12 protein-coding genes are annotated in these 12,131 nt (G+C 66.7%); 5 read left to right on the top strand and 7 right to left on the bottom strand.

Annotated elements, in window-relative coordinates; genetic code table 11:
* Positions 1–38 precede the first annotated feature (38 nt).
* On the bottom strand, positions 39–608 hold the full coding sequence (gene efp, locus AC07WC_RS03375) for an elongation factor P (protein WP_019182820.1): 570 nt from the start codon (positions 606–608) through the stop codon (positions 39–41).
* A 126-nt stretch (positions 609–734) separates the two neighbouring features.
* On the opposite strand from efp, the gene epmB reads away from it, so the two are divergent.
* A complete protein-coding gene (gene epmB, locus AC07WC_RS03380; protein ID WP_495208773.1) occupies positions 735–1,739 on the top strand; it encodes an EF-P beta-lysylation protein EpmB in 1,005 nt (334 codons plus the stop codon).
* Positions 1,740–1,801: 62 nt separating this feature from the next.
* On the opposite strand, the gene AC07WC_RS03385 is transcribed toward epmB, so the two are convergent.
* Genes AC07WC_RS03385 through AC07WC_RS03395 form a run of 3 tightly spaced genes read right to left on the bottom strand, consistent with a single transcriptional unit; the run spans position 1,802 to position 5,683 of the window.
* A complete protein-coding gene (locus AC07WC_RS03385; protein ID WP_495208774.1) occupies positions 1,802–3,928 on the bottom strand; it encodes a putative bifunctional diguanylate cyclase/phosphodiesterase in 2,127 nt (708 codons plus the stop codon).
* Entirely contained in the window at positions 3,925–4,854 is a 930-nt protein-coding gene (locus AC07WC_RS03390) for a phosphate/phosphite/phosphonate ABC transporter substrate-binding protein (protein WP_495208775.1), read from the bottom strand. The genes AC07WC_RS03385 and AC07WC_RS03390 overlap by 4 nt, the downstream gene beginning before the upstream one ends.
* 55 nt (positions 4,855–4,909) lie before the next feature.
* A complete protein-coding gene (locus AC07WC_RS03395; RefSeq protein WP_495208776.1) occupies positions 4,910–5,683 on the bottom strand; it encodes an RNA methyltransferase in 774 nt (257 codons plus the stop codon).
* A 119-nt stretch (positions 5,684–5,802) separates the two neighbouring features.
* Here AC07WC_RS03395 and AC07WC_RS03400 point away from each other — a divergent pair, with 119 nt between their 5' ends.
* Positions 5,803–6,630, top strand: coding sequence for an inositol monophosphatase family protein (locus AC07WC_RS03400; RefSeq protein ID WP_019182815.1), 828 nt, complete (start codon positions 5,803–5,805; stop codon positions 6,628–6,630).
* Between the two features lie 113 nt (positions 6,631–6,743).
* On the opposite strand, the gene htpX is transcribed toward AC07WC_RS03400, so the two are convergent.
* Positions 6,744–7,616 (bottom strand): protease HtpX, encoded by an 873-nt coding sequence (gene htpX / locus AC07WC_RS03405; protein WP_176989394.1) that lies wholly within the window; start codon positions 7,614–7,616, stop codon positions 6,744–6,746.
* A 93-nt stretch (positions 7,617–7,709) separates the two neighbouring features.
* Between htpX and gluQRS the strand changes: the two genes are divergently transcribed.
* The 3 genes from gluQRS (at position 7,710) to phaR (ending at position 10,118) form a co-directional block, all read left to right on the top strand.
* A complete protein-coding gene (gene gluQRS / locus AC07WC_RS03410; protein WP_495208777.1) occupies positions 7,710–8,615 on the top strand; it encodes a tRNA glutamyl-Q(34) synthetase GluQRS in 906 nt (301 codons plus the stop codon).
* A 53-nt stretch (positions 8,616–8,668) separates the two neighbouring features.
* A complete protein-coding gene (phbB, locus tag AC07WC_RS03415) occupies positions 8,669–9,409 on the top strand; it encodes an acetoacetyl-CoA reductase (protein WP_495208778.1) in 741 nt (246 codons plus the stop codon).
* Positions 9,410–9,584: 175 nt separating this feature from the next.
* The gene (gene phaR, locus AC07WC_RS03420) at positions 9,585–10,118 is read left to right on the top strand and encodes a polyhydroxyalkanoate synthesis repressor PhaR (protein WP_088432576.1); all 534 of its coding nucleotides are present in this window, start codon (positions 9,585–9,587) and stop codon (positions 10,116–10,118) included.
* A gap of 102 nt (positions 10,119–10,220) precedes the next feature.
* Here the strand turns inward: phaR and AC07WC_RS03425 are convergent, their stop codons facing one another.
* Together AC07WC_RS03425 and AC07WC_RS03430 are read right to left on the bottom strand one after the other, a co-directional pair.
* The gene (locus tag AC07WC_RS03425) at positions 10,221–11,183 is read right to left on the bottom strand and encodes a TraB/GumN family protein (RefSeq protein WP_495208779.1); all 963 of its coding nucleotides are present in this window, start codon (positions 11,181–11,183) and stop codon (positions 10,221–10,223) included.
* Positions 11,184–11,185: 2 nt separating this feature from the next.
* Positions 11,186–12,127 carry a DUF1684 domain-containing protein gene (locus tag AC07WC_RS03430; protein ID WP_495208780.1) on the bottom strand — a complete coding sequence of 314 codons (942 nt, stop codon included), beginning with the start codon at positions 12,125–12,127 and terminating at the stop codon, positions 11,186–11,188.
* Positions 12,128–12,131 lie beyond the last annotated feature (4 nt).

Raw genomic sequence — 12,131 nt, forward strand, 5'->3', positions numbered from 1 at the left:
ACCAACGGTCGGCTCTACCGTAATCCGGCGAAGCCGGATTACTTGCCTGCGCGCGCGGAGTATTCGCCCGAGCGGGTGTCGACCTTGATGATTTCATCCTGGTTGACGAACAGCGGCACGCGGACCACCGCGCCGGTTTCCAGGGTGGCCGGCTTGCCGCCGCCGCCGGAGGTGTCGCCACGGACGCCCGGGTCGGTTTCGGTGATCTTCAGCTCGACGAAGTTCGGCGGCTGGACGAAGATCGGCTCGCCGTTCCACAGGGTGACGATGCAGGACTCTTCGCCCTTCAGCCACTTCTCGGCGCCGCCCATGCCGGCCTTGGTGGCCTGGACCTGCTCGAACGATTCCGGGTCCATGAAGTGCCAGAACTCGCCGTCGCTGTACATGAAGTCCATGTTGGTATCCACGACGTCGGCCTTCTCCACGTCATCGGTCGCCTTCATGGTCATTTCGACCACGCGGCCCGACTTGATGAAGCGGTACTTCATGCGGGTGAAGGCCTGGCCCTTGCCCGGCTTGACGTATTCGGTCTCGGTGATGACCGCTGGTTCATTGTTGACCAGGATCTTCATCCCGTTCTTGACGTCGTTCATGCCAACAGTGGCCATGCTGAAACTCCTGAATGGGCAAACGCCGCGCAGGCGCGGCGAGCCGGATAGAATGGGAAATCCCACCGACACCGGTGGGGTGACGCGATATTTCTGACCCACATGATAACCGCAGGCCCCCATTCCATGCAGCTTTCCGCCACGCCCCTGGCCGCCCCCGTCCGCTGGCAGCAACGGTGGCGCGAGGCGATCCGCGACCCGCGCGCGTTGTTGCAGCAGCTGGGGCTGGATCCGGTGGCGCTCGGGGTCTCTGACGAGGCGGCCGACCAGTTCGCGGTGCGCGTGCCGCAGGGCTTCGCGGCCCGGATGCGCCATGGCGACCGCCATGACCCCCTGCTGCGCCAGGTCCTGCCGATCACCGACGAGCTGAAGGTCGTGCCAGGCTTCAGCCTGGACGCGGTGGGCGACGGTGCGGCCAAAAAGGCCACCGGGGTCATCCAGAAGTACCGCGGCCGGGCCCTGCTGGTCACCACCGGCAGCTGCGCGATCAACTGCCGCTACTGCTTCCGCCGCCATTTCGACTACGGCACCGAGAACGCGGCCCGTGAGGGTTGGCGCGATGCGGTCGACGCCATTGCCCAGGACCCGGACATCGACGAGGTGATCCTGTCCGGTGGCGACCCGCTGTCGCTGGCCACCCACAAGCTGGCCGAACTGACCCAGGCCCTGCAGCAGATTCCGCACCTGCGCCGCCTGCGCATCCACAGCCGCCTGCCGGTGGTCCTGCCCGAACGCGTGGATGACGAGCTGGTGCAGTGGATCGCCTCGCTGCCGTGGCCGGTGGCGTTCGTGATCCATGCCAACCATGCCAACGAATTCGATGCCTCGGTCGATGCCGCGATGGCCCGCCTGCGCGGGACCGGCGCCACCCTGCTCAACCAGGCGGTGCTGCTGCGCGGGGTCAACGATTCGATCGAAGCACTGCAGGCCCTGAGCGAGCGCAGTTTCGCCGCCGGCGTGCTGCCCTACTACCTGTACCAGGTGGACCGGGTCGAGGGCGTGGCCCATTTCGAGGTGGCCGACGACATCGCCAAGGACCTGCATGCGCAGCTCACCGCGCGCCTGTCCGGCTACCTGGTGCCCAAGCTGGTCCGCGAGATCTCCGGCGACAGCAGCAAGCGGCCGGTCTAAGACCGGGTCTAAAACCGGGACGGGGGTAGTTAATAACTACCTCCGTCCCTGTTAATTGTTAATCAGCTGCCCGACTCGAGCAGCTGCACCACCTCGGTCGCGCTGACCGGATGGCTCAGCCAGTAGCCCTGGGCCAGGTCGCAGCCGCGCTGGGCCAGCAGGTCGAACTGCACTTCCTGCTCGATGCCCTCGGCCACCACGGTGATGCCCAGGGCGTGGGCCATGGCGATGATCGCCGTGGTCAGGGCCAGGTCGTCCGGGTCGCGCTGCATGTCGGCCACGAAGCTCTTGTCGATCTTGACCCCGTCCACCGGCACCTGGCGCAGGTGGCTCAGGCCGGAGAAGCCGGTCCCGAAATCATCCAGCCACACCTTCACCCCGGTACGGTGGAGTTTGTCCAGCAGCGCGGCGGCCAGCATTTCATCGCCGATCACCGCCGTTTCAGTCAACTCCAGGTGCAACCGCGCAGCCGGCAGGCCGGTGTCGCGCAGGCAGTCCGCGACCAGGGTCGGCAACTCACCGCCGCGCAGCTGGCGCGGTGACACGTTGACCGAAACGAACAGCCCTTCCCCATCGGCACCCGCCGGCCACTGCACCGCCTCGGTACAGGCCGCGCGCAGCACCTTCGGGCCGATCACTTCGATCAGGCCGCTCTGCTCGGCCACTTCGATGAACACCGACGGCGGAATTGTGCCCAACGTGGGATGCTGCCAGCGCAGCAGCACCTCCACGCCGACCATGCGGCGGTCGCGGGTGCGGAAGATCGGCTGGTAGGCCAGCCGCAGCTCGCCCCGTTCCCAGGCACCGCGCAGCTCCTGCTCCATGTGCACGCGGCGCTCGACCGCATGGTCCATTGCCCGGCTGTAATAGCGGTAGCAGTTCTTCCCGGCCATCTTGGCCTGGTACATCGCGATGTCGCCGTTCTTCAGCAGCGTGGTGGCATCGGCGGCGTCGTCCGGGAACAGGGTGACGCCGATCGAGGTACCCAGGAACAGCTCCCGGCCCTGCACCACCAGCGGCTTGCCCAGTTCGCGCACGAGGATCTCAGCCAACGCGCGCGCGCCGGCCGCGACATCGCCATCCCCGATCAGGATCACGAACTCGTCGCCACCGAAGCGTGCCAACAGCGCCTCGTCTCCCCCGGCCTGGGCCACGGCCGCGCTGATCCGCTGCGCGAACTGCAGCAGCGCCTCGTCACCTGCCTCGTGGCCGAGCGTGTCATTGACCCGCTTGAAGTCGTCCATGTCGGCGAACAGCAGGCCCAGCCGGTGACCGGAGGCCCGCGCGGCCATCAGGCGGTGGTCCAGCGCCTCGCGGAAGGCCAGCCGGTTGGTCAGCCCGGTCAGCGCATCGGTATAGGCCATGTGCCGCACTTCGCGGTCGTGCCGGGCGATCGCCTGGCTCATCCGGCCAAACGCGCGCATCAGCTCGCCGACTTCATCCTGGCGCCGGCTCTCCGGCATCTGCAGGGTGTAATCACCGGCCTCGATCTGGCGTGCCGCGCCGGCCAGCCAGCGGATCGGCGTGACCAGGGTGCGCTGCACATAGATGATCACCACCGCACCGATCCCGACCAGCAGGCCAAGCATCAGCAGCAACCAGCCCAGGTGACGCTTGCCGACCTGCTGCAGGCGATCGCCCAGGGTCTGGTTGGCCTGCTGTTCCATGGCCTGCACATCGTCCAGCGCCATGCCCACGCGCACCCCACCAATCCGCTGGTTGCCGATCATGATCGGCATCGCGTTGTCGAGCACCTTGGGCGACTGCTGGACCACCAGTTCGCGCGCGCCCGCCGCGCCCGCCGCGAGCGGGTCGGTCATCGGCTGGCCGAACTCCAGCACATCCACCGTGCCGTCGTGGATCAGCCTGCCGTTCTCGTCGAACACCAGCACATAGCGCACCACCTGCTGCCGGGAGGTATTGCGGACCAGCGCCCCGACCTGCTCCAGGTCGTTGTAGTACAGCGGATTGGCCAACGCATCGGACAGCTCGCGCGCCAGCGCTTCGCCACGGCTGCGCACGCTGCGATCGAACAGGTCATGGATGACCGTGCCGCTGAGGTGCTGCACCTCTTTCTGCATCGTCGCCTGGCGCCCCAGCACCACGGCGACGATCGCCACCACGACCAGCATCGCGCCGCCCATCGCCAGCACGAAGCGGGCCTGCATTCCGGAACCCAAGCGACTCATTCCACTTCCATCCGCACGCGCGTCAAGCCTTGTTTCAATTCATCCAACCGGTGCTGCATCTGCGCATCCACCCGATGGAACCCGGACGTACCAAAAAATGTCTTCAATGCCGGCTGCGCCACCGGATCGGATGCGGCATCCAGCAGCACCTGCTGGAGCCGATCGCGCACCCGCGGATCCAGCCCCTCCCGCACCATCTCGACCGCGCGCGGATACGGCTCGGTGCGATGGATGACCCGGAAATCACGCAGGAAGTTGGCCGGGATACGCTTGCCATCGGACCAGTCCACGTTGCTCACCGCCCCCGCATCCACCAGGCCTTTATGCACGAACGTGGCGATGTTCGCCTCTGAACGCGCGAACACGTAACCCACCGTATCCGGTGCGGCGACGTCGCCGATCGAGGCCAGGATCTCCGGCGTCTCGCCGTGCTCGAGCAAGGTCATCACCGGCACCAGGTAGGCGCTGGTGGAGGCCACGTTCTGCAGGGCCAGGGTGTGCCCGCGGAGATCTTCCAGCGTCTGCAGCGGGCTGTCGCGGCGCACGAAGAACACCGTGTGGTACTCGCGCACCCCGCTGCGCTCGGTCAGCAACAGCGGGCGCGCGCCGCTGCGCAGCCCCAGGGCAACCGCGGTACCGGACGTCTCGGTCACCCAGTCGACACGGCCGCGGCGCAAGTAACTGCCCATCTGCTGCGCATCGCGCGCCATCAGGATCCGTCCTTCGGTGATGCCGACGTCGTGCATGCGGGGAATCACGTAATCAAGCAGGGGCTGCAGTTGCGCATAGTGTGACCTGGGGTCGTCGCTGATCCGCCCCAGCACCAGGACATGGGCCGGTCCGGCCCATGCCGGGCCGGTCATCGCGGCGATGGCCAGACACAGCACTACGCTCTGCAGCAGCCATCGCAGTCCGGACAAGCCCATCGCTCCCCCCAAGGAATCGAGACAGACTACCCGAAAAAATGAGAACTGCGTCGGCTTACAGGGGCTTATTCGTCGCCAATCGCGCCATGCGCTGTGCGTCGGACAGGATGCCGCGCAACAGGCGCACCTCCTGTTCGCTCAGCTCGGTGCGCAGGAACAGGCGGCGCAGCTTGCGCATCGCCGACTCGGGTGCACGGCCCTTGTGGAAGTCGATCTCATCGAGGGTGTCGCCAAGCTGGCCGAACAGGCCTTCCACCTGGGCATGGCTGGCCGGCGCTTCGCCGAAACCGGGCTCGGCCGGGGCGGCGACCGGCGCATCGGCCGCCCCCAGCACCGCCATGCGCACTTCATACGCCAGGACCTGGACCGCAGCCGCCAGGTTCAAGGAGCTGAAATCGGGGTTGGAGGGAATATGCACGGCCGCATGGCAGAGCTGCAGCTCTTCATTGGTCAGGCCGGTGCGCTCACGGCCGAACACGAAGGCCACTTCGGCGGGCTCGGCGGCCTTGGCCAACACGCGCTGGGCGGCCACGGCCGGCAGCAGCTCTTCCAGCTGGACCCGGCGCGAGCGGGCGGTACAACCCAGCACGAGGCGGCAGTCGGCCACGGCGTCGGCCAGGGTGGCCACCACCGGGGCGTCGCCGAGCACGTCTTCGGCACCGGCCGAGCGCCGGAAGGCCTCTTCATCCAGCGGTTTTTCCGGGGCGACCAGGACCAGGCGGCCCAGGCCCATGGTTTTCATGGCCCGTGCGGCCGCCCCCATGTTTCCGGGGTGCTGGGTGCCGACCAGGACGAAGCGGATGCGGGCGGAAGCGGTTTCTACGGACATGAACAGGCCAAATGCGAGCAGGACAGCGACAAATGGTAAACTGTGCGACCGGCCTCTGCGCCGGGACCGCTCTTTTCCCCCGCCAAACCCCTACTCTGCCTTTACGGGAGCTTTTCGCCATGCAGAAACCCGCCGTCACCGTCATGGTCAAGGCCGCCCGCCTCGCCGGCAACGTCCTGTTGCGCAACATCAACAAGCTCGAGGCGTTGAACGTCGTGCAGAAGGGCCGCATGGACTATGCCAGTGAAGTCGATGCGGATGCGGAAAAGGTCATCGTCAAGGAGCTCAAGCGCGCCTATCCCGAGTACGGGATCATGGGCGAGGAAGGTGGCGTGCAGTCGGTCAACCGTTACATGTGGGTGATCGACCCGCTGGACGGCACCAGCAACTACCTGCGCGGCTTCCCCCATTATTGTGTGTCCATCGCCCTGGTCGAGAACGGTGAGCCGATCGACGCGGTGATCTTCGATCCGCTCCGCAATGAGCTGTTCACCGCCAGCCGCGGTGCCGGCGCCGTGTTCAACGACCGCCGTATCCGCATTGCCGAGCGCAAGGATCTGGGCGGCGCGATGATCCACACCGGTTTCGCCCCGCGTGAGCGTCAGCGCACCAGTGCCCAGCTGAAGGCGGTCGACGCGCTGCTGGTGCAGGCAGAGGACGTGCGCCGCACCGGTTCGGCGGCGCTGGATCTGGCCTATGTGGCTTGCGGCCGCGCCGATGCGTATTTCGAGGCAGGCGTGAAGGCCTGGGACATCGCGGCCGGTGTGCTGCTGGTCCGCGAGGCCGGTGGCCGCGTGTGCGATTTCAAGGGCGCGACGCCGGCCCGCATGGACAGCCGCGGCCCGGAAACCCAGCAGATCGTGGCAGGCAACGTGAAGATCAGCGATGCGCTGCAGAAGGTGCTGGTCAACACGGGCTACGCGGCCGAGTTCGACGCGAAGTTCTGATCGGGCTGGATCTGTACTGCATGACGACGGCGCCTTCGGGCGCCGTCGTCGTTTGTGGGAACAAAAACGCCCGGCGCAAGCCGGGCGTTGGGGTCAGCGCGTTGCGGTGCGGGTTACACCACGGTGTTGTTGGCGGCGCGCAGGGCGGCGATGCGCTCGTCCAGCGGGGGGTGGCTCATGAACAGCTTCTTGGCAGCGCCGCCAGCGATGCCGAAGGCGGCGATCTGGGTCGGCAGGGTGCTCTGGCCGTGGTTGACCTTGAGGCGTTCCAGGGCGGCGATCATCTTCTGGCGGCCGGCCAGGTGGGCACCACCGGCGTCGGCGCGGAATTCGCGGTGACGCGAGAACCACATCGAGATCATGGTGGCGAACAGGCCGAATACCATTTCCAGCACGAACACGATGATGTAGTACGCAAAGCCACGGCCGCCGCCTTCGCGGTTGCCGGACAGGGCACTGTCGATGAAGCCGCCGACGATGCGGGCCAGGACGATCACGAAGGTGTTGAGCACCCCCTGCAACAGGGCCATGGTGATCATGTCGCCGTTGGCGACGTGGGCGATTTCATGGCCGAGCACCGCCTCGGCTTCGTCTTCGCTCATGTTGTGCAGCAGGCCGGTGGACACCGCGACCAGCGCCTTGTTGCGGTTGGCGCCGGTGGCGAAGGCGTTGATTTCCGGGCCTTCGTACACGGCCACTTCGGGCATGCCGATGCCGGCTTCACGGGCCTGGCGTTCGACGGTGGCCAGCAGCCAGCGTTCGGTCTGGTTGCGCGGCTCGGTGATCACCACCGCGCCGGTGGAGCGCTTGGCCATGAACTTGGAGAGCAGCAGGGAGATGAACGAGCCGCCGAAGCCGAAGATGGCCGCAAAGACCAGCAGACCGCTCATCTGGTTGGGATTGACGCCCAGCACCGACATCACGATGCCGGCCAGGATCAGCACCGCAAAGTTGGTCAGAAGGAAGAGAGCAATGCGACTGAACATGGGAAAAGGACGCTCGTTGGAGGTTGATGAGTGCAAATCTGCGGTGACTTCAGCTTGAATTCAAGTCGCAAACTGACCGACGATTCATAGTCCATGCCTGATTCCTCCTATTGCGGGCGCTTCGCGCCCTCCCCCACCGGCCCGCTGCACCCCGGCTCATTGCTGGCGGCGCTGGGCAGTTGGCTGCTCGCGCGCCATGCCGGCGGCCGCTGGCTGGTGCGGGTGGAGGATGTCGATCCCCCTCGAACGGTACCCGGCGCGGTGAACGGCCAACTGGCCGCGCTGGCCGCCTTCGGACTGCGCAGTGACGGCCCCATCGTCCATCAAAGTGAGCGCGACCCGCTGTACCAGCACGCGCTGGATCGGTTGCTGGGCGAAGGCCAGGCTTTTGCCTGCCATTGCAGCCGCAGCGAGCTGGCCGCGCAGGGTGGCATCCATCACCACTGCGTAGCCCGCACCGCGCGTGTGCACCCGGCAGTGAGGCTGCGGGTGCCGCCCGGCAGCGTGGTGGGCTTCGATGACGGATTGCAGGGCCGGGTCGTGCAGGACGTACATGCCGAGGTCGGCGATTTCGTGCTGCGCCGGGCCGATGGCTATTGGGCGTACCAGTTGGCCGTGGTCGTCGACGATGGCCAGCAGCACGTGACCGACGTCGTCCGTGGCGCGGACCTGCTCGACTCCACCCCCCGCCAGATTCTGCTGCAGCGGGCACTGGGATTGCCGACGCCGCGCTATCTGCATCTGCCGCTGCTGCTCGGCCCCGACGGGCGCAAGCTCTCCAAGTCCGAGGCCGCGCTGCCGATCGACCCCGCCGACCCGCTGCCCGCCCTGCGCCGGGCCTGGGCGCAGTTGGGCCAGGATCCGGCGATCGGCGCGGGCATCGAGGACGTTACCGGTTGGCTGCGACAGGCTGCGGCCGGCTTCGATCCGGCCCGCCTGCCACCGGGCGACATCCCCCTGCGGCAAGCGGCGGACGGGGCTGCCCCTTTTGCCCGCTGATGTTGCAGAATCCTGTTCCCCCTTGTTGGCCCTGCCTTTCGGAGTAGCTGCTCATGACATCTCGCGTCGCACTGGTCACCGGTGGTACCGGCGGTATCGGTACTGCCATCTGCCAACGTCTGGCCGACCAGGGCCATCGGGTCGCCACCAACTACCGTGACGAAGCCAAGGCCAAGGCATGGCGGGAGAAGATGCTGGCCAAAGGCTGCGACGTCGCGATCTTTCCGGGCGATGTGTCCGAGCCAGGCACCGCCGAGAGCATGGTGCAGGCCGTTGAAGCGGCGCTGGGACCGGTCGAGATCCTGATCAACAACGCCGGCATCACCCGCGACACCACCTTCCACCGGATGCGCGCGGACCAGTGGCATGACGTCATCAACACCAACCTCAACTCGGTCTTCAATGTCACCCGCCCGGTCATCGAGGGCATGCGCCGCCGCGGCTGGGGCCGGGTCATCCAGATCAGCTCGATCAACGGCCTGAAGGGCCAGTACGGCCAGGCCAATTACGCTGCGGCCAAGGCCGGCATGCACGGCTTCACGATTTCGCTGGCGCGTGAGAATGCGGGCTTCGGGATCACCGTGAACACGATTTCGCCGGGCTACGTGGCCACCGACATGGTGATGGCCGTGCCGGACGAGGTGCGCGCCAAGATCATCGCCGACATCCCGACCGGCCGCCTCGGCAAGCCGGAGGAAATCGCTTACGCGGTGGCCTTCCTGGTCAACGATGAAGCCTCCTGGATCACCGGCTCCAACCTGGACATCAACGGCGGCCACCACATGGGGTGGTAAGGTCCGCCGACGGCGCGGGGGACAAGGTGGAATGCGCAGGCAACCGCCCGGAGAGGGGCGACTTTGCTGCACCCTATGCTGCGCAACATAAATGCGGCCCCTTGCTACCTATGGCGGTTGCATAGGCTGCTGCACTGCGCCATGCTGCGCGCCTACTGTGATGAGTGACCGCTTCATGGCTGCGACCCGCATTATCAAGAAGTATCCGAACCGCCGGCTCTACGACACGGAAATCTCCAGCTACATCACCATAGAGGATGTGCGCCAGCTGATCCTGGATGGCGAGGACTTCGAAGTGCGTGATGCCAAGAGCGGCGATGACCTGACCCGCTCGGTGCTGCTGCAGATCATCGCCGACCAGGAACAGGACGGCGAACCGATGCTGTCCACCCAGCTGCTCAGCCAGCTGATCCGCTTCTATGGCGACTCGTTGCAGGGCTTCATGGGCAATTACCTGGAGCGCAGCATGCAGGTCTTCCTGGACCAGCAGCAGCAGTTCCGCCAGCAGATGGGCAATCTCCTCGGCCAGACCCCCTGGGCGATGATGAACCAGCTGACCGAGCGCAACATGGAAATGTGGCAGGACTTCCAGCGCAACATGGGCACCGGCTTCGGCGGCCGCCCGGGTGGTACCGGTACCGGCACGGGCACGGGAACCGGCAAGAAGCCGGAAACCCCGGCGCCAGGCGCAGGCAAGACCCGCCGCTGAGGCCGGTTCCGCCGCAGCAAAGAAAAAGGCGCAGCCTCCGGGCCGCGCCTTTTCTCGTTCCTGGGCCGGGCGTCACTGACGACGGCCCGGTGCCCGATGCGCTCAGCGCTTGGGCTTGGCGCAGCTGGTGCAGATGCGCTCGACCTTGTAGCCCTTGGCGCGGAGCTTCTCGACCACGCCATCGTTGCCCAGCAGGTGCAGCGTGCCCACCACCACCATCGTGCCACCCTGACCGGCCTGCAGGTGCTGCTGCAGCTTGGGCACCCAGGCGTCATTGCGGTCACTGTTGATGCGCTTGTACAACTGCGGGTACTGACCACGCATCTCGGTGGCCATCGAGGTCCAGAGCAGCTTGTCATCGCCACGGCGCCAGGCGTCGTGCAGCTTGCGCCCCATTTCATCGCCCTTGCCGGCCTGCTCCAGCGCCTCGGCCACCATCTGCTGCTGCTCCTTGGCCGACATCCCCGACAACACCGCGATCTGGGTGTCGATATCCTCCAGCCCCGCAGTCGCCTTGCCCGCGCTGACGGCACGGGTCATGAAATGGCGGTCCAGACCCAGCGCTGGATCCAGGCCCATCTTGGTGAACTGGCTCAGGGTGATGGTCAGGCCGACGAACCATGGCTTCATGCCCTGCAACTGGGCCAGCGGCAGCTTGTTTTCCTGCGCATAGGCCTGCAGGCGGGTCCAGGTCGCGGCATCCAGATCGCGCTTCAACTCGGTGCCATCGGTGCGCATCGCAGCCTGCACCATCTTCTGCGCCAGCGCCGGCGACTCCATGTCCTGCGGCGAGAGTTCGAACACCACGCGCTGCGAGGCGGCGAAGGCCTGGTCGACATCCGCCGAGAGCGGGTAATCCGTCGGCTGCAGCAGATGGAACGAGCCCAGCAGATACAGGCGGCTGTCGCCCGGGCCGGTGACCTTCCACAGCAGCGGCACGGGAGGGGCCGGCCTGGCCGCCGCCGGTGCGCCCGGCGCGGCCGGACGCGCCTCGGCGCCGCCCGTGCCGATCATCAGGCCTGCAGCGACCAGCAGCGGGGAAAACAGACGCGACAGCATCGACATGTTCAAGCCTCTCCTTCGGGGGCGTGGTACGCCTGTTCACCGGCGTCCACGCGCAGGTCCAGGCGGTTTTCAGGGGGCGTCAGCGGACAGGTGGCGAACGGCGTGAACGCGCACGGTGGGTTGTAGGCATGATTGAAATCGATCACCACGCGCCCCTGTGCGTCTGGCGCCGGCAGATCCAGGTAACGGCCGGCCGGATAACTGCCGTGGCCGCTGGTGCGGTCGCCGAAGATCACGAACAGCTCGCGGCCGGGCTCGCCGATCGCCTCCAGCTGCCAGGTGCGGCCGTCGCGTTCGAACGCCAGGGTGCCGGCGTTGGGCATGTTCGTGGTCAGGCCGGTGATGTCCACGATCGGCAGTGTCTTTCCAGCCGGATGTGGCACGAAGCGGGCGGTGACGCGCCAGGACGGACCACCGGGCCAGTACGTCAGGCCGGTGAAGTGGGTGCGCGAAGGCGCATCGGCGTGCTTGACCCGCAGCGCGAACCGTTCACCGCGATGGATCAGGCTGAGCCGCCCCTTGTCGTCATCGAAAGCGATGACGGTCGGGGTCGGATCGCGATCACTGAAGAAGCGGATGCGGCCAGTGACCGGCTTGCCATCCACCTGCATCGCAACCCCTCGCTCGGGCGTGAACCAGACGGTGTTGCCCTCGCGCGCAACCATCCCCAGCTTGTCCGGGCCGACCGCCAGGCGGATGCCGCTGCCAGGCCCGCGACCGATGTAATGCGCCTTGTATTCCAGCCAGTGCAGGCCGACCAGGCTGGTCCAGCCATCGGCCGCGTGCAGTTCCTCATAGCGCTGTCGCCGCCACTGCTGCTGTTCGGCTTCAAAGGCCGGATCGATCGCCACCTTCGCAGGGGCGTCCACTGCTTTCTCGCCACACCCCGACACGCTCACCGCCAGCAGCAACGCGGTGGCCCACACTCCCCAGTGCTTCCCCATGACC

The organism is Stenotrophomonas sp. GW821-FHT01H02A (assembly GCF_059422145.1).